The 20,523-nt window shown below is 64.0% G+C and carries 19 protein-coding genes; 15 read left to right on the forward strand and 4 right to left on the reverse strand.

The genetic code is table 11. The annotated features are described in order from the left end of the window. The first annotated feature begins 482 nt into the window (after positions 1–482). Together secA and argJ are read left to right on the forward strand one after the other, a co-directional pair. Positions 483–3,197: a preprotein translocase subunit SecA gene (gene secA / locus Q1L50_RS03730; protein ID WP_300336001.1), complete on the forward strand. Its 2,715-nt coding sequence runs from the start codon at positions 483–485 to the stop codon at positions 3,195–3,197. 114 nt (positions 3,198–3,311) lie between these two features. Next, on the forward strand, positions 3,312–4,550 hold the full coding sequence (gene argJ, locus Q1L50_RS03735; RefSeq protein WP_300336002.1) for a bifunctional glutamate N-acetyltransferase/amino-acid acetyltransferase ArgJ: 1,239 nt from the start codon (positions 3,312–3,314) through the stop codon (positions 4,548–4,550). Here the strand turns inward: argJ and Q1L50_RS03740 are convergent. Together Q1L50_RS03740 and apaG are read right to left on the reverse strand one after the other, a co-directional pair. Beyond that, positions 4,547–5,140, reverse strand: coding sequence for a class I SAM-dependent methyltransferase (locus tag Q1L50_RS03740; protein WP_300336004.1), 594 nt, complete (start codon positions 5,138–5,140; stop codon positions 4,547–4,549). The two genes, argJ and Q1L50_RS03740, sit on opposite strands and share 4 nt — an antisense overlap. 9 nt (positions 5,141–5,149) lie before the next feature. Further along, positions 5,150–5,533, reverse strand: coding sequence for a Co2+/Mg2+ efflux protein ApaG (gene apaG / locus Q1L50_RS03745; RefSeq protein WP_300336006.1), 384 nt, complete (start codon positions 5,531–5,533; stop codon positions 5,150–5,152). 170 nt (positions 5,534–5,703) lie between these two features. On the opposite strand from apaG, the gene rpe reads away from it, so the two are divergent. The 13 genes from rpe (at position 5,704) to Q1L50_RS03810 (ending at position 18,227) form a co-directional block, all read left to right on the forward strand. Beyond that, entirely contained in the window at positions 5,704–6,393 is a 690-nt protein-coding gene (gene rpe, locus Q1L50_RS03750; protein ID WP_300336008.1) for a ribulose-phosphate 3-epimerase, read from the forward strand. Continuing rightward, the gene (locus Q1L50_RS03755; protein ID WP_300336010.1) at positions 6,393–7,076 is read left to right on the forward strand and encodes a phosphoglycolate phosphatase; all 684 of its coding nucleotides are present in this window, start codon (positions 6,393–6,395) and stop codon (positions 7,074–7,076) included. The genes rpe and Q1L50_RS03755 overlap by 1 nt, the downstream gene beginning before the upstream one ends. 170 nt (positions 7,077–7,246) lie before the next feature. After that, complete coding sequence (gene trpE, locus Q1L50_RS03760; protein ID WP_300336012.1) at positions 7,247–8,719, forward strand: anthranilate synthase component I; 1,473 nt, start codon at positions 7,247–7,249, stop codon at positions 8,717–8,719. 421 nt (positions 8,720–9,140) lie between these two features. Continuing rightward, complete coding sequence (locus Q1L50_RS03765; RefSeq protein WP_300336014.1) at positions 9,141–9,713, forward strand: aminodeoxychorismate/anthranilate synthase component II; 573 nt, start codon at positions 9,141–9,143, stop codon at positions 9,711–9,713. Next, positions 9,710–10,735: an anthranilate phosphoribosyltransferase gene (trpD, locus tag Q1L50_RS03770; protein WP_300336016.1), complete on the forward strand. Its 1,026-nt coding sequence runs from the start codon at positions 9,710–9,712 to the stop codon at positions 10,733–10,735. The genes Q1L50_RS03765 and trpD overlap by 4 nt, the downstream gene beginning before the upstream one ends. A 24-nt stretch (positions 10,736–10,759) precedes the next feature. Beyond that, positions 10,760–11,362, forward strand: a complete 603-nt coding sequence (locus Q1L50_RS03775) for a Uma2 family endonuclease (RefSeq protein ID WP_366145210.1) — start codon at positions 10,760–10,762, stop codon at positions 11,360–11,362. Then, a complete protein-coding gene (gene trpC / locus Q1L50_RS03780) occupies positions 11,359–12,147 on the forward strand; it encodes an indole-3-glycerol phosphate synthase TrpC (protein ID WP_300336018.1) in 789 nt (262 codons plus the stop codon). The genes Q1L50_RS03775 and trpC overlap by 4 nt, the downstream gene beginning before the upstream one ends. A gap of 245 nt (positions 12,148–12,392) precedes the next feature. Beyond that, positions 12,393–13,499, forward strand: coding sequence for a porin (locus tag Q1L50_RS03785; RefSeq protein ID WP_300336019.1), 1,107 nt, complete (start codon positions 12,393–12,395; stop codon positions 13,497–13,499). 414 nt (positions 13,500–13,913) lie between these two features. Next, positions 13,914–15,044 carry a porin gene (locus tag Q1L50_RS03790; RefSeq protein WP_300336021.1) on the forward strand — a complete coding sequence of 377 codons (1,131 nt, stop codon included), beginning with the start codon at positions 13,914–13,916 and terminating at the stop codon, positions 15,042–15,044. Between the two features lie 176 nt (positions 15,045–15,220). After that, positions 15,221–15,490 (forward strand): 30S ribosomal protein S20, encoded by a 270-nt coding sequence (rpsT, locus tag Q1L50_RS03795; RefSeq protein WP_300336022.1) that lies wholly within the window; start codon positions 15,221–15,223, stop codon positions 15,488–15,490. Positions 15,491–15,830: 340 nt separating this feature from the next. Then, on the forward strand, positions 15,831–16,499 hold the full coding sequence (locus Q1L50_RS03800; protein ID WP_300336023.1) for a protein-L-isoaspartate O-methyltransferase: 669 nt from the start codon (positions 15,831–15,833) through the stop codon (positions 16,497–16,499). A gap of 15 nt (positions 16,500–16,514) precedes the next feature. Beyond that, positions 16,515–16,868, forward strand: a complete 354-nt coding sequence (locus tag Q1L50_RS03805) for a rhodanese-like domain-containing protein (protein ID WP_300336025.1) — start codon at positions 16,515–16,517, stop codon at positions 16,866–16,868. Between the two features lie 15 nt (positions 16,869–16,883). Beyond that, a complete protein-coding gene (locus Q1L50_RS03810; protein ID WP_300336027.1) occupies positions 16,884–18,227 on the forward strand; it encodes a TolC family outer membrane protein in 1,344 nt (447 codons plus the stop codon). On the opposite strand, the gene waaA is transcribed toward Q1L50_RS03810, so the two are convergent. Both waaA and waaC read right to left on the reverse strand, forming a co-directional pair. Beyond that, positions 18,202–19,479 (reverse strand): lipid IV(A) 3-deoxy-D-manno-octulosonic acid transferase, encoded by a 1,278-nt coding sequence (waaA, locus tag Q1L50_RS03815; protein WP_300336029.1) that lies wholly within the window; start codon positions 19,477–19,479, stop codon positions 18,202–18,204. The genes Q1L50_RS03810 and waaA overlap by 26 nt on opposite strands. After that, positions 19,476–20,429, reverse strand: coding sequence for a lipopolysaccharide heptosyltransferase I (waaC, locus tag Q1L50_RS03820; RefSeq protein ID WP_300336031.1), 954 nt, complete (start codon positions 20,427–20,429; stop codon positions 19,476–19,478). Before waaC ends, waaA begins: the two co-directional genes overlap by 4 nt. Between the last annotated feature and the right edge of the window lie 94 nt (positions 20,430–20,523).

Consider the following 20,523-nt stretch of genomic DNA (forward strand, 5'->3'; position numbering starts at 1 on the left):
CAGAGTCCCCATCGCCCCGCCTCCCTTGCTCTCCAAATAGGTGACTGTCTCAGTAACCTCACTCTATCCAAGATCAAGGCTTGGCGGGGCATTCCCGCTATCTATTCAGATTGAATCGCGGAACCCGGGAAGTGATTGGCCAGGATCTTTCGCTGCCTCCGGCCGGTGCCGGTCGCCGTCCGTTCGCCGCCGCCAGCGGTGCGCTGCTTGGCCGCCTGACCGGACGGCCAGCCACTCGGAATGAACGCCATATCGACTGCCAGCACTGTCTGCAACAACATTAGCGCAGCCGACACCAGAATTGCGTCGACCCGGTCTTGAAGGTAGTATCCATGCCGCGCGCCGGATGATTGGTCTGGTCCCGTCGTCTTGCCTGTTCGACGTCTCGATCCGAAGTGCCCGGTGGTCGTGAATGGACACCGCCTCCGCTTCCTGACAAGGGTCCCTATCCTAACTTCGCAACTTCCCCTACCGTTACCAGAATGATTCCCGGCCTACTCAAGAAGATTTTCGGCAGCCGCAATGACCGGCTGATCAAGCAGTACTCGCGGGTTGTCCGCAAGATCAATGCGCTGGAAGCGGGCATCAGCGCCTTGTCCGACGAAGATCTGCGCGGCAAGACGGTCGAGTTCAAGGAACGTGTGGCCAACGGCGAGACGCTGGACGAGTTGCTTCCGGAAGCTTTCGCGGTCGTTCGCGAGGCCGGACAGCGCTCACTGGGCATGCGCCACTTTGACGTGCAATTGATTGGCGGGATGGTTCTGCACGACGGGAAGATTGCCGAGATGCGTACCGGCGAAGGCAAGACGCTGGTCGCGACCCTGCCTGCCTACCTCAATGCGCTGGCTGGCAAGGGCGTCCATATCGTCACGGTCAACGACTACCTGGCCAACCGTGATGCCGAATGGATGGGACGACTGCACCGCTTTCTTGGCCTCTCGGTCGGCGTAAACCTCTCGCAAATGCCCCACGACGAGAAACAGGCCGCCTACGCTTCCGACATCACCTACGGCACCAACAACGAATTCGGCTTCGATTACCTGCGCGACAACATGGTTTACTCGTCCGACGAGCGGGTGCAACGCAAACTGAGCTTCGCGATTGTCGACGAGGTCGACTCGATCCTGATCGACGAGGCACGCACGCCACTGATCATCTCGGGGCAGGCCGAGGACCACACCGACCTCTACGTGCGCATGAACAAGGTCGCGCCCCTGCTCGAACGCTGCCAGGAAGAAAACGGTCCCGGCGATTACTGGGTCGACGAGAAAGGTCATCAGATCCTGATGACCGAGGCGGGTCACGAACACGCCGAAGACATTCTGGCGGCTGCCGGCCTGCTTCCCGACGGCGGCAGCCTCTACGACGCCAGCAACATCCTGATGATCCACCACCTTTACGCCGCCTTGCGGGCTCACAATCTGTTTCTCAAGGATCAGCAGTACGTGGTGCAGAACGGCGAGGTGATCATCGTCGACGAGTTCACGGGCCGCCTGATGTCGGGTCGTCGCTGGTCCGATGGCCTGCACCAGGCCGTCGAAGCCAAAGAGGGCGTGCGGATTCAGAACGAGAACCAGACGCTGGCCTCGATCACCTTTCAGAACTATTTCCGGATGTACGGCAAGCTGTCGGGAATGACCGGCACCGCCGATACCGAGGCCTACGAATTCCAGCAGATCTACGGCCTCGAAACGGTGGTCATCCCGCCCAACAAACCGATGCGGCGAACCGACAACAACGATCAGGTCTTCCGCACCGCCAAGGAAAAGCACGCCGCGATCATCGCCGACATCCGCAGTTGCCGCGAACGCGGACAACCGGTACTGGTCGGCACGACGTCGATCGAAAATTCGGAACTGCTGTCGGCTCTGCTCGATCACGAGAAGCTGCCGCACCAGGTCCTCAACGCCAAACAGCACGCGCGCGAAGCGGAAATCGTCATTCAGGCTGGTCGCCCGGGGGTGATCACGATTGCCACCAACATGGCCGGGCGCGGCACCGACATCGTGCTCGGCGGCAGCATCGAGAAACAGATCTCGGCCCTGCGTGACGACGAGACACTGGCTGCGGGCGATCGGGATGCAGCGATCGCCGAGATTCGTACGCAATGGCAAGTGCTGCACGATCAGGTGGTGGCGGCTGGTGGCCTGCATATCATCGGCTCCGAAAGGCATGAATCGCGCCGCATCGACAATCAGCTGCGCGGCCGTTCGGGCCGCCAGGGCGACCCCGGTTCGTCGCGCTTCTACCTGGCGCTCGACGATGCGCTACTGCGCATCTTTGCCGGCGAACGCCTGAAGGCGATCATGGAGCGCCTGAAGATGCCCGAGGGCGAACCGATCGAGCATCCGCTGGTCTCGCGCTCGCTGGAATCGGCGCAGCGCAAGGTCGAAGCCCGCAACTTCGACATCCGGAAGCAGTTGCTGGAATACGACGACGTTTCCAACGATCAGCGGAAGGTCATCTACGCCCAGCGTAACGAACTGCTGGAGAGCGACGACATCTCCGAAACGGTGACTCCGATGCGTGAAGGGGTGTTGCACGACACCTTCCGCGCCTACGTCCCAGCCGACAGTGTCGAGGAACAGTGGGATCTGCCGGGGCTGGAACGAGCGCTGGCCGCCGAACTGTTGCTGCAGGTGCCGATTGTCGAGTGGTCACGCGACGAGCCGAATCTGCGCGACGAAGAGATGCTGGCGCGGATCGTCGAAACGGCGGCGGCATCCTACGCGGCCAAGGTCGAAATGGTGGGCGCCGAGGGCTTCCACCAGTTCGAACGCAACGTCATGCTGCAGAGCATGGACACGCACTGGCGAGAGCACCTGGCGGCACTCGACCACCTGCGGCAGGGGATTCACCTGCGTGGCTACGCGCAGAAGAACCCCAAGCAGGAGTACAAGCGCGAAGCCTTCGAACTTTTCGAGCGGCTGCTCGAAAACGTCCGCGGCGACGTGACGCGCCTGCTGATGACGGTACAGGTACGCCAGCAGGACGTCGAGGAGACCGCTCCGCACGCGGAAGTGCAGAACGTACGCTACCAGCATGCGGATTACGACGAAGCGCTGGGGACCGGCGATCGGGAGGCATCTGCGGGCGCCCAGAAACCCCTGCCGAGCGGTCCAAAGGTCGGCCGCAATGAGCCCTGCCCCTGCGGCTCCGGCAAGAAATACAAACTTTGTCACGGCAAGCTGTCGTAGACCTCGCGTTCGAGTCAACCGGCTGGGGTGCCGCGATCCTGCCGGGCTGCCCGGGACCTGTGGATCGGCGTCCTGCCGCCTCCATCTCCGCCTGTCTTCGCTAGCGAGCTTGCCATGCCCGTCAATTACCAGACCCCCGCTGCCACAGACCTGCTGCCGGTAGCGGGCGTCCGTCTCGGCGTTGCCGAGGCGGGAATCCGCAAGCTCGACCGGCGGGATCTGGCCGTTCTCGCGCTGGTCCCCGGCTGCCGGGTCGCTGGCGTGTTCACCGCCAACCGCTTCTGCGCCGCGCCGGTACTGGTCTGCCGCCGCCATCTGGAAATCGGCAGCGACCTGCGGGCGCTGGTGATCAATACCGGCATCGCCAATGCCGGTACCGGTGAGCAGGGCTGGCAAGCGGCGACCGAAACCTGCGCCGCCGTCGGCCGCTTGCTGGACGTTGACGACCGGCAGGTGCTACCGTTCTCGACCGGCGTAATCCTCGAACCATTGCCCGTCGACCGCCTGATCGCCGCCCTGCCGAGGTGTATCGCCGACCTGCGAGAAGACAACTGGCACGCCGCAGCGCAGGCGATCATGACTACCGACACGGTCGCCAAGGCGGCCTCGCGGCGCCTGCAGGTAGACGGCCGCAGTGTCACCGTCACCGGCATCAGCAAAGGCGCCGGAATGATTCGGCCAAACATGGCGACAATGCTCGGCTTCATCGCCACCGATGCCGGGATCGCCACGCCCTTGCTGCAACAGCTGTTGCGGGCAGCGGCCGACGAGTCGTTCAACTGCATCACCGTGGACGGCGACACATCGACCAATGATTCCTTCATCCTGATCGCCACCGGTCAGGCCGGTGTCGAGTTCGCCGACGCCTCTACGCCCGCCTACGCGGCGCTGCGCGACGCCGTCATCGCCGTTGCGGTGGAACTCGCGCAGGCGATCATTCGCGACGGCGAAGGAGCCAGCAAGTTCATCACCATCGCCGTTGAAGGTGGCCGCGACCGCGCTGAATGCAAGCGGGTGGGCTATGCCGTCGCCCACTCGCCGCTGGTCAAGACCGCGTTCTTCGCTTCCGATCCCAACCTCGGCCGGATCCTGGCCGCGATCGGCTACGCCGAGGTCGACGACCTTGATGTCGATCGGGTCAGCGTCTGGCTAGGCAGCGCCGGCAGCGAAATTCTGGTCGCCGAGAAGGGCGGGCGAGCGGCTTCGTATCGTGAAGAAGACGGCGCGCGGATCATGCAGCACGCCGAAATAAGCGTCCGCGTCGCGCTTGGACGCGGCACCGCCCGAGCGACGGTATACACCTGCGATCTGTCGTACGACTACGTCAGGATCAACGCCGACTACCGCAGCTAGACCCGCCGCAGGCGAATCAGGCGGAACCAGCCGGCAGCCAGCGCCGGCTCATCGCTCTCCAGGACCAGGAGCGGCGTCTTCTCCAGCAGATCTTCGAAAACCACGTCGAGTCGCGTCGCGACCCGGCGGACCAGCGGGTTGAGCAGTCGCCGCAGCGGCGCCGCCTGACCTGCCTGCAGGAACTTGTCGAAGATCAGCACGCTGCCTCCCGGCGCCAGCACGCGCGCCGTCTCGCGCAGACCGGCCAGCGGGTCGGGCAGGACGGCGAGGATCAGGTGCAGGATCACGTGCTCGAAACTGCCGTCGGCAAAAGGCAGCCGCTGCGCATCGCCCTGAACGCAGCGAAAATCGAGTGCTGCGGCGCGCGGCAGGGCGCGCTGCAGCATCGCCCGGGTCAGGTCGATGCCGGTATAGCGGTGCTGCGCCGGCAGCAGCGGCAGATCAAGGCCGGTGCCGACACCGCTCACCAGGATCTGCGCTGCATCGTCCGGCAAGCCCGCGATGCTTCTTGCCCGCAGCGAGCGGGTGGCAGCAGCCAGCGCTGCATCGTAGAACGGGGCGATCAGCGTATAGCTGTGCTTGAGGCTCAAGACCGCGAATCAGTGCAGGACGCGAGGAACCGCCAGCGTGAACTCTGGAACTTGGGCCTCGAACTGCTTTCCGTCCACGGCCGTCATCTGGTAGCTACCGCGCATCGTGCCGACCGGGGTGTCGAGCTGGCAGCCACTGGTGTATTCGAACTTCTCCCCCGGCTGCAGCAGTGGCTGCCGGCCCACGACGCCAAGCCCTCGCACTTCCTGGACCTCGCCGCTGCCGTCGGTGATGATCCAGTGCCGCGAAATCAACTGCGCCGGCACGGTCCCGACATTTTCAATGGTAATGGCATAGGCGAAGACGTAGCTGTCGCTGGCTGGGTCCGACTGCTCGGCGATGTACTGCGGGATCGCGGTGACCGCGATCTCGTATTTCTTGCTCTCGGCCATGTTTGCTCGATGTCGGGACAATCAGAACCGGCATTGCACACCAAAGAAGGCCTGCTGACAAGCCCGGCGGCGCGCGCCGGCCCTCCGCCAGCGGGCTGAGCCTTTCTCTGGCAGCCAGAACCGGCTGTTTCGCGGTAAAATGAAACCCGGTTTTCGCAGGGGTTCCTGTCATGTACGTCATTGCACCCAGCATTCTCTCTGCCGACTTTGCCAGGCTTGGCGAAGAAGTCGTGAACGTGATCGCGGCCGGCGCCGACTGGATTCACTTCGACGTCATGGACAATCATTACGTACCGAACCTGACCATCGGCCCGCTGGTCTGCGCGGCCATCCGGCCGCTGACGCAGGCACCGATCGACGTCCATCTGATGGTCAGGCCGGTCGACCGGATCGTCCCCGACTTCGCCACGGCCGGTGCCAACATCATCACCTTTCACCCGGAAGCCTCGGAGCACGTCGACCGTACGCTGGCGCTGATTCATGAATGCGGCTGCCAGGCTGGTCTGGTCTTCAACCCGGCGACGCCGCTTCACCACCTGGACCACGTCATGGACAAGCTGGACATCGTCCTGCTGATGAGCGTCAACCCGGGCTTCGGCGGCCAGAAGTTCATCCCGGCCACGCTCGCCAAGCTGCAGGCGGCGCGCGCCAGAATCGACGCCTACCAGCGGGCAAGCGGCCGGCAAATCCGGCTTGAGGTCGACGGCGGGGTCAAGGTGGACAACATTGCCGACATCGCCCGCGCCGGTGCCGACGCTTTCGTTGCCGGCTCGGCGGTATTCAGCGCCGGCAGCGTCGGCGACGCCAACCGCTACGACACGGTGATCGGCGCGCTGCGGGCCCGCCTGGAGGGCGTCTGATGGTACAGCCGCTGGCCGTGCGCGCGGTCCTCCTCGATCTGGACGGGACACTGCTCGACACGGTACTCGACCTGCACGCCGCGGCCAACGCCATGCTGCACGATCTCGGCCGCTCCGAGGTATCGGTCGCCGCGGTCCGCAGTTATGTCGGGCGCGGGATCGCCAATCTGGTCAAGCGGGTTCTGGCCGGAACGATGGTCGCCGCCGAGGACCCGGCGCCACCACCGCCGGCAGCCCTTGACAGCTTCAGGAGGCACTACGCCAGGGAAAACGGTCGCCACGCGCAGCTCTTCCCGGGAGTGCTCGAAGGCCTTGAGCGGTTCCAGGCACTCGGCCTGCCGCTGGGGGTAATCACCAACAAGGCCGAAGCGTTCTCGCTGCCGCTCCTCGAACACGTCGGCCTGGCGTCGTTCTTCAAGGTGGTGGTGAGCGGCGACCTTCTACCGCGTCCGAAGCCGGACCCGATGCCCTTGGTCTGGGCCAGCGGCCGCCTTGGTGCCCCGCCCGCCGAGGTCCTGATGATCGGCGATTCGGTGCATGACTATAGCGCCGCGCGTGCCGCCGGCTGCCACGTCTTTCTGGTTCCCTACGGCTACAACGAGGGCCGCGATGTTCGCGAACTGGCAGCCGATGGTATAGTCCCGACCCTTGCCGACGCCGCACAGCATATCCGTCACGCATGAACACCCGCCCCTGCACAACGCACCTGCTGCCCGCCGGCCGGGCGGAGGCCTGGCCCTGGCGCACCCGGCGCCACTAGGCGGCGCCGAGCCGCCGTGCCCCGCAATGTGCCACGCTCCGATGGACTCCTGGCACCGCCACATCTCCCGCCGTGTTTACTTGTGGATTTCCAATGACTGCAGCGTACTTCAATCGGCTGGCAGCCGAAGGCTACAACCGTATCCCGGTGACCCTCGAGACCTTTGCCGATCTCGACACGCCGCTGTCGATCTACCTGAAGCTGGCCAATGGGCCCTACACCTACCTGCTGGAATCGGTGCAGGGCGGCGAGCGCTTTGGCCGGTACTCGATCATCGGCCTGGCCAGTCCGACGCGGATCGTCGTCAACGCCCATCAGGTGCTGGTGCTCAATGGCAATCGCATCGCCGAACGCGAGGACGACACCAACCCGCTGGACTTTATCGCCAAGTACATGCGGCGCTTCCGGGCTGCCCCGACCGCCGACCTGCCGCGCTTTTGCGGCGGCCTGGTCGGCTGCTTCGGCTATGATACCGTCCGCTACATCGAAACCCGGCTGACGCGCTCGCAGAAAGCCGACGACCTCGGCATTCCCGACATCGTGCTGCTGCTTTCGGAAGAGATCGCGGTGGTCGACAACCTGTCGGGCAAGCTGACGCTGGTCGTTTATGCCGAGCCGGGTGTCCCCGGTGCCTACCAGAAAGCGCGGGCAAGGCTGAAGGAACTCCTCGCCAGGCTCCGCGAACCGGTGCACATCCCCGCCGAAAAGCCGCACGCGTCGCAGCCGGCAACGTCGATGTTCGGCGAAAAGCAGTTCAAGCAGGCGGTGCTGCGAGCCAAGCGCTACATCACCGAGGGCGACATCATGCAGGTCGTCCTTTCGCAGCGCATGAGCAAACCGCTGGCTGCCAGCCCGATGGCCCTGTACCGCTCGCTGCGCTCGCTCAATCCGTCACCGTACATGTTCTACTTCGACTTCGAGGACTTCCACGTCGTCGGCGCGTCGCCGGAGATTCTGGTGCGCCTTGAAGGCGATACGGTCACCGTCCGGCCGATCGCCGGCACCCGTCGGCGTGGCGTTTCCTTCGAGGAGGATCAGGCGCTCGCCGCCGAGTTGCTGGCTGACGAAAAGGAACGCGCCGAGCACGTGCAGCTCCTTGACCTCGGTCGCAACGACGCCGGTCGCGTCGCGCGCGTCGGCACCATCAAGCTCACCGAGAACATGATCGTCGAGCGCTACTCGCACGTGATGCACATTGTCTCGAACGTCGAAGCCAAGCTGCGGCCCGACCTGACCGCGCTCGACGTGCTCAAGGCCACTTTCCCGGCCGGCACCGTCTCCGGAGCGGCCAAGGTACGGGCGATGGAAATCATCGACGAACTCGAACCCGTGAAGCGCGGAATCTACGCCGGCGCCGTCGGTTACCTGGGTTTCAATGGCGACATGGATCTGGCGATCGCGATCCGAACGGCGATCGTCAAGGACGGCCAGCTGCACGTGCAGGCCGGTGCCGGAATTGTCGCCGATTCCGACCCATCGTCGGAGTGGCAGGAAACGCAGAACAAGGCGCGCGCCGTTCTGCGCGCTGCCGAGCTCGCCGAGAACGGCCTCGACACACAACTTTGAGCAAGTGGCTGACGACCGGCCAGTAAGCATCGGCCGGACCCTCGGCCGCCGACGCGGCAGTTCGCCCTCGGTCGACAGGCAAGCTGAGCGGCGCCAGCGACGTACCGGCAGCCCTTGCCGGACACCAACCACCGCAGCAACCAGCGAAAGGGAGAAGCGCTGATCCGACCGTACCTGAAGGACGGGGAGACGCCGGCGCAAGCGCTCAAGCGGCTGCATGTGCAAAGCCAAACTGATCCACAGCCGATTTCTACCGCCTCAGCTGAGCAATTCAACGCGGACGAGTGACGTGCCACCCCAATGGGTGCGACAATTCCAACCCGATCTGAACGGACGTTTCTCCGTCCAGCGCCAGAAAAAACGGGCATGGACAAGCGGCATTGACGCGTGCCGGTAACGCAATCAACAGGATAGGCCGAAAATGCTCTTGATGATCGACAACTACGACTCCTTCACCTACAACCTCGTCCAGTACTTTGGCGAATTGGGGCAGGACGTCAAGGTGGTTCGCAACGACGCGATCTCGATTGGCGAAATCGCCCGCCTGGACCCCGCCTTGCTGGTGATTTCTCCCGGCCCCTGCGCGCCAGGACAGGCCGGAATCTCCCTGGCGGCGATTCGCGAGTTCGCCGGCAGGATTCCGCTGCTCGGCGTGTGCCTCGGCCATCAGGCGATCGGCGAGGCCTTCGGTGGCCGCGTCGTCCACGCCCGACAGCTGATGCATGGCAAGGTATCGTCCGTGCATCACGGCGAGCGGGGGGTCTTTCGCGGACTGCCCAATCCCCTGACCTGCACGCGTTATCATTCGCTGGCCGTTGAGCGCGAGTCCTTGCCGGACTGCCTGGAGATCACCGCCTGGACCGATGATGGCGAGATCATGGCTTTGCGCCATCGTCATCTGGCCGTCGAAGGAGTGCAATTCCACCCGGAGTCGATTCTCACCGAGCGCGGCCACGACCTGTTGAAGAACTTTCTCGAGGAGCACGGCCAATGAAGCCGCAGGACGCCCTGGCGCGGGTCATCGAACACCGCGAAATCTTCCATGACGAAATGGCCTCGCTGATGCGCCAGATCATGGGCGGCGAGGTGACGCCGGTGATGATCGCGGCGATCGTCGTCGGACTGCGGGTGAAGAAGGAAACGATCGGCGAGATCGCGGCCGCGGCCGAGGTCATGCGCGAGTTGTCGACCAAGGTGCAGGTCGGCGACCGCTCGCGCCTGGTCGACACCTGCGGCACCGGCGGTGACGGCGCGCAGACTTTCAACATCTCGACCGCGGCGATGTTCGTTGCCGCCGCGGCCGGCGCGCGAGTCGCCAAGCACGGCGGACGCTCGGTATCGTCGCAGTCGGGCAGTGCCGACGTTCTCGAAGCGCTCGGGGTGAATATCAACCTGACGCCGGAGCAGGTCGGACAGAGCATCGACGAGGTCGGTATCGGCTTCATGTTCGCTCCCAATCACCACAGCGCGATGAAGCACGCCGCGCCGGTGCGCCGCGAACTCGGCGTGCGCACGCTGTTCAACATCCTCGGCCCACTGACCAACCCGGCTGGCGCGGCCAACCAGGTGCTCGGCGTCTTCCATCCCGACCTGGTCGGAATCCAGGTGCGCGTCCTGCAGCGACTCGGCAGTTCGCACGCACTGACCGTTTTTGGCCGCGAAGGCCTGGACGAAATATCGATCAGCGGCGAGACGCTGGTCGGCGAGTTGAAAAACGGTCGTATCGACGAATACACCATCCACCCCGAGCAGTTCAACCTGCCGGTGCACGACCCCGGCGTTTTGCGCGTGGCCAACGTCGAAGAGTCGAAAGCAATGCTGCTGGCAACCCTCCAGAACCGGAGCGGCGGTGCTCGCGACATCGTCGCGCTCAACGCCGGCGCAAGCATCTACGTCGGTGGCCTGACCGAAACGCTCGCCGACGGCGTTGACCGGGCCTTCGAGGCGATCGCGTCGGGCGCCGCGCTTGCCCGGTTGGACGAGTTGGTCGCCTTCACCCAGCGCTTTTCGGCCTGACCGACGCTTTCGCTAGGGAGAAAAGTGATCGCCATTCCACAAGCTGAAAAGCACTTCGACACCGCGGCTTACCTGGCCTGGGAGGAAACGCAGGCTGAACGTCACGAATACGTCGCCGGCGAGGTATTCGCGATGGTCGGCGTGCGCCAGTCGCACAATGTAGCCACCGGAAATTTGTATGGCAGCTTGCGCCGAGCGCTCAGGGGCAGCCCTTGTCGCGTCTTCATCGAATCGGTCAAGGCGCGCATCGAAGCTGCCGACTGCTTTTTCTATCCCGACGTACTGGTCACTTGCGATCCCCGCGACCGCCTGACGCCGGACTACGTCAGCCACCCGCTGTTGATTGCCGAAGTCCTGTCGTCATCGACCGCGGCCTTCGATCGCGGCGGCAAGTTCGCCGCTTATCGCAAGCTCGAAAGCCTGCAGGAGTATGTGCTGGTCGACCTCGCCGCGCGGCGCATCGAGGTCTTCCGCCGCGACCCCGGGAATCACTGGGTTCTCTACGACCATGGTCCGGGCGACAGTGTCGAGTTCGCTGCACTGGCATTGCAGGTGACAGTCGACGAACTGCTCGAAGACACCGACGAAGACGTGACGGCACAAGCCTCGGAAGCGGCTCCGCGATGAGCGACATCCTGAACCGGATTCTCGCCGTCAAGCGTGACGAAGTCGCCGCCGCACGGGCGGACGTATCGCTTGCGAGCGTACGTGCCGCAGCCGAAAAAATGTCGGCGACGCGAGACTTCGTCGGCGCCATCCGCGGCAGGATCGCCGCCGCTCAGCCGGCGGTAATCGCCGAAATCAAGAAGGCCAGCCCGTCCCGCGGAGTGCTGCGAGCGGACTATCGGCCGGCCGAAATCGCCGCCAGCTATCGGCGGCACGGCGCGGCGTGCCTGTCGGTGCTCACCGACGCCCAATTCTTTCAGGGCGCGCCGGCATACCTGCAGGCGGCCCGCGCCGCCTGCCCCTTGCCGGTATTGCGCAAGGACTTCCTGGTCGACGCCTATCAGGTCTACCAGACGCGGGCGATGGGCGCCGACGCGATCCTGCTGATCGCCGCCGCGCTCGACCTGCCCAGCATGCGCGACTTCGAGGCCATCGCCGACAGCCTGGGCATGGCGGTCCTGGTCGAAGTACACAATGGCCGCGAGCTCGATCTCGCCCTGCAACTCGCCACACCGCTGATCGGCATCAATAACCGCAACCTGCGCAGCTTCGAAGTCAGCTTGGCGACGACGCTCGAACTGCTGCCGTCGATTCCGGAAAATCGCGTCGTCGTCACCGAGAGCGGCATCCTCGCCAGAAGCGACGTGCAATTGATGCGCAACAGCGGCGTCAACGCCTTTCTCGTGGGTGAAGCGTTCATGCGCGCGGCCGAACCGGGCGAGGCGCTGGCCGAGTTGTTCCTCTGACCGGGAGGCCGCCGCGCGCGCTACCGACCAGCCGTTGATCCGGCAGGGCGAGCAGTCACTCGGCGCGCCTCCACAGATGTTGCAAAAAACCAACAATCACTCCGCGACCAACAGCGAAAGCGTTCGGGGCGCTTGCTCCGCCTGTCTGCGCTTGCCACAATCACTCCAACTTCTCGTCATCGAGAGGCCCAGTTTGATGAAGCACCAGTTGGATTCATTGATCGCAAACCTAGAGGAGATTCACCATGCAGAAGAAAATCATCGCGCTGGCCGTCGCCAGCCTGGCCTCGGGCGCTGCTCTGGCCCAGACCAACGTCACCGTTTACGGTATTGCCGACGCGGGCTACATCTACAGCACGGGCGGTACGCCCCCCCTGGTCAACGGCACCTACACCTTCAGCGGCATCCAGTCCGGCCTGCTGAGCGGCTCCCGCATCGGTTTCAAAGGTGAGGAAGCGCTGGGCAATGGCCTGAAGGCGATCTTCACCCTCGAATATTCGCTGACCATCGACAACAACACCGGTATCGGCAGCACCGGTGGCCTCAACGCCCGCCAGCAGTTCGTTGGCCTCTCCAGCGACAAGCTCGGTACCGTCGCCCTCGGCCGTCAGTATTCTCCTGGCTATCTGGCCACGGTCAACAATGACCCCTTCGGTGGCGCCGCCTTCGAGCCGCAGTCGTTCCTGAGCGCCCAGGCTGGCAACACCATTACCCCGAACAGCGCGGCCCGTTGGGATAACGCCGTCACCTACACCTCGCCGAACTGGAGCGGATTCACCGCCAAGGCGATCTACGGTTTTGGTGAGAGCAGCCTCGGTGGCTACAACAACGCCAGCACCTCCGACAACGGCAAGTTTGCTCTGGGTGGCAACTACGCCAACGGCCCGCTGAACATCGATCTGGTCTACCAGACTCGCCAGAACGTCATCACGACCTTCCCGACCCTGCCAGGCCAGGGCAACGACATCAACGAAGGTTATATCGGTGCCAGCTATGACTTCAAGATGGTCAAGATCATGGGCTCGTATCAGCAGCAGAACGACAAGAACGCCGTCAACCTGGACAACACCGTGTGGCAACTGGGTGCAGTCATTCCGGTGATGGCGGCCAGCGCGATCCGCGTCGGCTACGCTCAACTGGAGTGGGATCAAGGCAAGTACCTGCTGAACAACAGCAGCCAGTCCGCCGCCCTGGGCTGGACCACCGACATGTCCAAGCGTACCACCCTGTACGCTGGCTATGTCTGGACAAAGAACGACAACCACAGCACGGGCAACGGCCCTGTTGCCGGCATCGGCGCCCCTGGCGAGAGCAACAACACCTTCCTGGCCGGTCTGCGTCACTCGTTCTGACCAGCAAGGATCACTTGTATCCCAAACGGGCGCTTCGGCGCCCGTTTTTTTTTGTCACTGCAACCGCTCGCACGGTTTGCCCGCTTACGGCGGGGCGGGCGAAAAACCAAACCATGGATCGCCCGAGCGCGCTGCGATTGGCCAGCCTGCAAGTGGTCGTGGTTCACAGGGTGGCCTTGACCATCTTTGCACCCACTCAAGTCAATGGGTCGCCAACCCGCCAAGGCAACTGTGGCGAAAAGACAACAAACGCCCTGGTGAGCAGCCGAGGAGGCTCATCGGGCTTGCTCGCCTCTGGACGGCCTGCCACAATTCGCTCAACAACTTCGCAACAGAGCTTCGCTTGGCGGCAGTCCGGTCCAGCAAAGCCGGTTTTAGCGCAACGATTGCAAAACCCCACAGGAGATCACTGACATGCAAAAGAAACTCATCGCACTGGCCGTTGCCGGCCTGGCCTCGGGTACTGCCCTTGCCCAGAGCAACGTCACCATCTACGGCGTTGTCGACGCCGGCTATATCTACAGTTCGGGTAGCGCTGGCAAGCGCATGGGAACCAACACCTTCAGCGGTATCGCGTCCGGCATCGCCGCTGGCAACCGCCTCGGCTTCAAGGGCGAAGAAGCCCTTGGCAACGGCCTCAAAGCGGTATTCACGCTGGAATACGGACTCGACATCGACACCAACCAGGGCATCGGCACTGGCGGCCTCAACGCCCGTCAGCAGTTTGTCGGCTTGGCCAGCGACAAGCTCGGTACCGTCGCGCTCGGTCGCCAGTATGCTCCTGGCTTCAATGCCGCGGCCCGCAACGACGCGCTCGACGCGACCGACATGGCCATTCAGTCCAGCCTGAGCGCCCTGTCCGGGATGACGATCACCCCGAACAGCCCGGCTCGCTTCAACAACGCCATCACCTACACCAGCAACAACTACTCGGGCTTCACAGTCAGCGCCATCTACGGCTTTGGCGAGAGCAACCTGGGTGGCTACAACAACGCCAGCGTCTACGACAACGGCAAGGCTGGCGTTGGCGTCAACTATGCCAATGGCCCGGTCAACGTCGATGTCGTGTACCAGTCGCGCACCAATGTCGTTCTCCCCAACCTCAACCCGCCGCCCTTCAAGGCCCCGGGTAGCGGCAGCAGCATCAACGAATGGTACGTCGGCGGCTCGTGGGACTTCAAGGTTGTCAAGGCCTTCGCCAGCTACCAGGCGTTGGATAACAACTCCAACATCATTGCCAAGACCATCGACGACAGCAACCTCTGGACCTTGGGCCTGTCCGCCCCGGTTGGTCCTGGCACGTTCGCCGTGAGCTACGGCAGGCTGTCGCTCGACCGGAAGAACCTGCCTGACGGCGACAGCTGGGGCGCCGGCACGATGTACACCTATCCGCTTTCCAAGCGTACCGCAGTGTATGCCGCGTACAGCTACTTCAACAACGACAAGTACTCGATTCCCGGCCAGGCGATCATCACCCCGGGCCTGATCGGCGCACCGGGTGAAAGCAACTACACGGTCGGTGCCGGCTTGATGCACAGCTTCTGATACCGGTCTCCGGGTCAAGACAAACGGGCGCGCCGCGCCCGTTTTTTTCTTTCGGTCGGACCGCTGCTGCGCGGAAAAAAACACCGCTCGACGACACCGCTTGCGCCACTCTCGCCGACTCTGTAGAATGCGCGCCTTTCGACCTACTCTGCAGTTTTTCATAGGAACAAACATCAATGGCCAATAGCGCACAGACTCGCAAGCGAGCCCGCCAAGCCGTCAAACAACGCCTCCACAACGCCGGCCTGCGGTCGACCCTGCGCACCGCCGTCAAGCGCGTTCAGAAAGCGATCGTGGCTGGCGACAAGGCTGCCGCCCAGAGCATTTTCCAGCAGTCAGTGGCCGTCATCGACCGTATTGCCGACAAGAAGATCGTCCACAAGAACAAGGCCGCTCGGCAGAAAAGCCGCCTGTCGGCTCAAATCAAGGTTCTCGCTGCGGCGTAGCCATTCGGCGAATTCCCCACGCGACAAGGCGGCGCCTCAAGCTGCCGCTCCTTTCCGACGAGGGTATTGGCTTGGACCCTGCCGCAGACGCCACGCACCCCGTCGGTACCCCTCACTTCCTCGACACCACGCTCACCTGCCTCCGGAAAGCCATCGGCGCCGACGCGCACGCCGCAGTCACATGGCCGTCCCGGCCTGGACCAACCGCTGCTTTCGCGCCCTGCTGCCTGCCCCCGTTCCAGATCTCAACGCACGACCCAGCACCGATACAAAGGTATAATTCGGCGCTGGCGATGCAATATTAGATCGCACTAATGTTACTGTTATGATGGGAAAGACTATGTCTGCGGCGAAGATGGATATGGAAGAAGCGCGCTTCAACATGATCGAACAGCAGATCCGCCCCTGGGAGGTACTGGATCCGGAAGTGCTTGAGCTTCTTTCGACGGTCAAACGCGAAGATTTTGTGTCGCCCGCACACCGTATGCTGGCTTTTGCCGACATTGAACTGCCGATCGGCAATGGTCAGACGATGCTCCAGCCGAAGATCGAGGCGCGCATCCTCCAGCAACTGGCGATCAAGAATACTGATGTCGTGCTGGAGGTCGGCACCGGCAGCGGCTACATGGCCGCCTTGCTGGCGTCCAAGGCGGAGAACGTGTACACGGTCGAAATCGACCCGCTCCTTGCGGCCTCGGCCGCGGAGAATCTGCAGAAGGCGGGAGTGGCGAACGTCCTGGTCGAAACCGGGGACGCCTCCGAAGGCTGGCCCAAGCACGGCCCCTTCGACGTGATTGTCATCTCGGGCTCCTTGCCCGAGTTGCCCGAGCAGTTCTTGCAGCAGTTGAAGATCGGTGGGCGACTCGCGGTCTTCGTCGGTGAGCCGCCGGCGATGCAGGCACGCATCGTCACCCGCACCGGCGACACCGCCTTCAATACGATCAACTTGTTCGAAACGGTGGTTGCGCCGCTGAGCACTGCCAGGCAGCGCCAACGATTCGTCTTCTGATCGCGAATCAGGATCATGCAGCAACTGTCGGCGCTCGATCTGGCGGCGTGGCTGGCAGCCAGCTCGACCGCGCCTGATCATCCCGAAGCCGGCACCCGACCGCGACCAATCCTGCTCGACGTACGAGAGCCCTGGGAGTACGCGCTATGCCACCTCGCCGACTCGTTCCTGCTGCCCATGCAGACCGTGCCGGCCCGCCTGGGCGAGCTTGATGCCGACGCCGATATCGTGGTCATCTGCCATCACGGCGTGCGCAGCCGGCAGCTCGGCAGCTTTCTCGAAGACCAGGGCTTCAGGTCCGTCTACAATCTTGCTGGAGGCGTCGATGCCTGGGCGCGAGAGGTTGATCCGACGATGCGCAAATATTGAAAGAAGGGTAGCGTCATGACTAAAGATTTAGGCGTCGGCAAGCTCACTCTCGTCCTGGCGGCGATGTTCTCTGCGACCCCCGCAGTTGCCGCCGACTTGCTGCAGGTCTACCGCGACGCGCTGGTCTTCGACGCCCAGTATGCCGCCGCCCGTGCTAGCGCCGCGGCAGGACGCGAAAAGCAGCCACAGGCGCTAGCCGGCTTGCTGCCGGCCATCGGCGCAACCGGCAACAGCTTCTGGAACGACACCCGCTACGACGTCAGGATCGAGTCGCAGAATGCCTCTTACAGCAACAAGTACAACAGCAACAGTTACGGCGTCAACCTGACGCAACCGCTCTTCCGCTGGCAGAATTTCGTGCAGTACGACCAGTCAAAGCTGCTGGTCATGCAGACCGAGGCCAATTTGGCGCAAGCTGGTCAAGACCTGATCGTGCGCGTTGCGCAAGCGTATTTTGACGTCCTCTTCGCCATTGAAAACCTGCGCGCCGTGCAAGCCAACAAGACGGCCATTGCGCAGCAACTCGCACAAGCCAAGAAGAACTTCGAGGTCGGGATCTCGACCGTCACCGATACCTACGAATCGCAATCCCGCTTTGACCTGGCGACAGCTCAGGAAATCGCCGCCGAAAACGACCTTGAAGTGAAGCGGTATGCGCTGCGCGTGCTGATTGGCAAGGACCCTGGCGAACTGTATCGGCTCAAGCCGAAAGCGGTAATGGAGCCGCCGCAACCGGCCAACATGGAGCAATGGGTGACGGCTGCCGAACAGGACAGTTTTGTCGTGCAGGCACAGCAGGCGGCCACCGAAGCGGCGTCCAAGGCGATCGAGATCAACAAGGCCGGGCATTACCCAACGGTCGATCTGGTCGCCAACTATGCTCAGACCAATGGTCCCGGCCAGTTTGGCGTCGGCTCGATCGACAACACCACCCGCCAGGTTGGCGTTCAGCTCAACATCCCGATTTTTCAGGGCGGCAGCGTCAACTCGAAGACCCGCGAAGCGATAGCCAGGCGTGACACCGAACAGGCCGCACTTGACAACGCCAGGCGAAGCTCGGCGCTCAACGCCCGTCAGTCGTACCTGGGGGTGGTCAACGGTCTCTCCGGAGTGCGCGCTCTTGAAGCCGCTCTGGTGTCCAGCCTCAGCTCGCTGGAATCAAACCGGCTAGGCTATGAAGTTGGCGTACGGATCAACATCGACGTCCTGAATGCCGAGAATCAGGTCTACGTCACCAGGCGGGACCTCGCCAGAACCCGTTTCGACACCCTGCTCGCCCAACTCAAGCTGAAGGCGACTGTCGGCTCGCTAAGCGAGGCCGATCTGGAGCGCATCAATGCGCTTTTCGAGGCTCCATGACCCGCTCAATCAGCGCCAGCGTGCGCGCCGTTGCGCCGCGGTGTCCCTGACTGAAGCCGGTCGCCGCAGCGCGCATCGCCAGCAGCTGAGCCCGGCTCCTGAGCAGTTCGCCGGCGACTGCCGCGGCTTCGCCGGCATTGGCCACGCGCCGTGCGGCACCACAGGCGATCGCATCGTCGCTGGCCTGGGAAAAGTTGAAGCTGTGCGGTCCCAGCAGGACCGGACAAGCACAGGCCGCTGCCTCGATCAGGTTCTGGCCGCCAAACGGCAACAGCGTACCGCCGATCAGCGCCAGATCCGCCAGCGCATAATAAGCCGCCATTTCTCCCATACTGTCCCCCAGCCAGACCTGCGTCTCGCCGCTCGGCAGACTTCCTGAACTTCGCCGGCAGAGCGCCAGACCGCGGCCCGCCACCAGACCGGCGACCTCGGCGAATCGTTGCGGGTGACGCGGCACCAGCACCAACAGCAGGCCGGCAATGCCCAGCGCCGAAATTGCCTCCAGGATCAGCACCTCCTCGCCGGCCCGGCTGCTGGCCAGCAGCCACACCGGGCGCGGCCCGACCGCCTGCCGCCAGCGCGCGCCCAATTGCAACTGGTCCACGGCCGGCGTCACGTCGAACTTCAGGTTCCCGCTGACACTGGTGCGCTGCGCGCCGAGTTGCCGCAAGCGCTCGGCGTCGCCCTCCGTTTGCGCGGCGACGGCGCTCAGCGACGCGACCGCCGGGCGGATCAGGCTCGCCAGGCGCGCGTAGCCGCGCTGCGAACGCGCCGATAGCCGGGCGTTGATCAGCAGCAGCGGCAACTGGCGCCGCTTGGCCGCGTGGATCAGGTTGGGCCACAGCTCGGTTTCCATCAACAGCCCCACCTGCGGGCGGAAGTGGTCGAGAAAACGTCCACAGGCGTCGGGCAGGTCGTAGGGCAGGTAGACCTGCGTGCATCGCTCCGGGAACTTTGCCAGCACGGCCTGCGCGCTTGCCCGGCCGGTTGGCGTCATGTGCGTCAGCAGCAGGCCGTGCTCCGGATAGGCGTGCAGCAGCGCGTCGACCAGCGGCTCGGCAGCGCGCGTCTCGCCGACCGAAACCGCATGCAGCCAGATCAGCGGTCGCGCTCGAAGCGGCGAGTAAAAGCCGTGCCGCTCGCCGAGATGCTGCAGATACTCGGGCTGCTGGCGCGCCCGCCAGAGCAGTCGCAGCCAGACCATCGGCATCGCCAGGTAGAAGAGCAGCGAATAGAGCAGGCGCGCTATCAACGCAGTGCCTGCGCAGCGACCGCCAGCACCTCCGGTACCGACGGCGCGGCCCCACTACGCCCCAGATTGCGCGCGAAGCCGCTGCCGTAGACGCCGGTCAGCGCCGGCTCGGTGGCGATGTACAGAGCCACCACCGGCACCCGCAAGGCCGCGGCCAGATGCGCCAGTCCGGTATCGACGCCTATTGCCAGGCGGGCTCGGCCGATCAGCGCAGCAAGCTGGCGCAAGCCTAGCGGCGGCGGCACGATGGCGCCGGCCAGCGTCGCCGCGATCCGTTCGGCGCGCTGGCGTTCGCGCGGACTGCCGGCCGGCAGGACCGGTGTCAAGCCGCGCTCGATCAGCGCGCGGCCGACCGCACACCAGTGCGCCTCGTCCCACAGCTTGTCGTCACGGCTGGTCGCGGTCAACAGAACGACCGAAGCGCGGTCAGCCCCGCCAGCGGTATCGACCGGCGGCGGTGATATGCCGTAATCCAGCGGCAGGTCGACCGGAAAGTCGAAAGCGGCGGCAGCCAGCCAGCGGTTGCGCTGAACCGCATGCACGTTGCGTGGAATGACGAAGGTGGAATCATAGAACCGCGCCGCCAGAGGTTCGCGCGCCGCCTCGGCCGCGTAACCACAGCGCCTGCCGTGTGCCTGCCGGGCGATCAGCGCGCTCTTCAGCAAGCCTTGCGTGTCGAGTACCACGTCGTAGTCGCGTTCGCCGATTCGGCGCCGGAAGTCGCGCAACTCGCGCCAGGTAGCCAGACGCCCGAGGTTCTTGCGCCAGCGCCGGAGGGCGACCGGAATGACCTCGGCGACGGCCGGGTGCAGACGTGGAATGTCGGCAAACGCCTCCTCGACGCACCAATCGATCTGCGCGCCCGGCAGGCAGCGGCGCAGGTCGCTGACCACCGGCAGATTGTGCACTACGTCACCGAGCGACGAGGTCTTTACCAATAGGATACGCATCGGTGGGCCAGTGGTGGGGACGACAAGCAACAAGTGGGCAGAGCGCATTATAGGAGATGGCGCAGCCGCGAGTCTGCCCCGTGCGTCGGCGCGA

The sequence above is a fragment of the Accumulibacter sp. genome (genome assembly GCF_029255145.1).
Taxonomy (GTDB): Bacteria; Pseudomonadota; Gammaproteobacteria; order Burkholderiales; family Rhodocyclaceae; genus Accumulibacter.

Coding starts and splice junctions, on each gene's coding strand:
- secA (WP_300336001.1), top strand. CDS start 483: ATGATTCCCGGCCTACTCAAGAAGATTTTCGGCAGCCGCAATGACCGG.
- Q1L50_RS03800 (WP_300336023.1), top strand. CDS start 15,831: ATGTCTGCGGCGAAGATGGATATGGAAGAAGCGCGCTTCAACATGATC.
- argJ (WP_300336002.1), top strand. CDS start 3,312: ATGCCCGTCAATTACCAGACCCCCGCTGCCACAGACCTGCTGCCGGTA.
- Q1L50_RS03810 (WP_300336027.1), top strand. CDS start 16,884: ATGACTAAAGATTTAGGCGTCGGCAAGCTCACTCTCGTCCTGGCGGCG.
- Q1L50_RS03790 (WP_300336021.1), top strand. CDS start 13,914: ATGCAAAAGAAACTCATCGCACTGGCCGTTGCCGGCCTGGCCTCGGGT.
- waaC (WP_300336031.1), bottom strand. CDS start 20,429: ATGCGTATCCTATTGGTAAAGACCTCGTCGCTCGGTGACGTAGTGCAC.
- apaG (WP_300336006.1), bottom strand. CDS start 5,533: ATGGCCGAGAGCAAGAAATACGAGATCGCGGTCACCGCGATCCCGCAG.
- Q1L50_RS03765 (WP_300336014.1), top strand. CDS start 9,141: ATGCTCTTGATGATCGACAACTACGACTCCTTCACCTACAACCTCGTC.
- trpD (WP_300336016.1), top strand. CDS start 9,710: ATGAAGCCGCAGGACGCCCTGGCGCGGGTCATCGAACACCGCGAAATC.
- rpsT (WP_300336022.1), top strand. CDS start 15,221: ATGGCCAATAGCGCACAGACTCGCAAGCGAGCCCGCCAAGCCGTCAAA.
- Q1L50_RS03755 (WP_300336010.1), top strand. CDS start 6,393: ATGGTACAGCCGCTGGCCGTGCGCGCGGTCCTCCTCGATCTGGACGGG.
- rpe (WP_300336008.1), top strand. CDS start 5,704: ATGTACGTCATTGCACCCAGCATTCTCTCTGCCGACTTTGCCAGGCTT.
- trpE (WP_300336012.1), top strand. CDS start 7,247: ATGACTGCAGCGTACTTCAATCGGCTGGCAGCCGAAGGCTACAACCGT.
- trpC (WP_300336018.1), top strand. CDS start 11,359: ATGAGCGACATCCTGAACCGGATTCTCGCCGTCAAGCGTGACGAAGTC.
- Q1L50_RS03805 (WP_300336025.1), top strand. CDS start 16,515: ATGCAGCAACTGTCGGCGCTCGATCTGGCGGCGTGGCTGGCAGCCAGC.
- Q1L50_RS03785 (WP_300336019.1), top strand. CDS start 12,393: ATGCAGAAGAAAATCATCGCGCTGGCCGTCGCCAGCCTGGCCTCGGGC.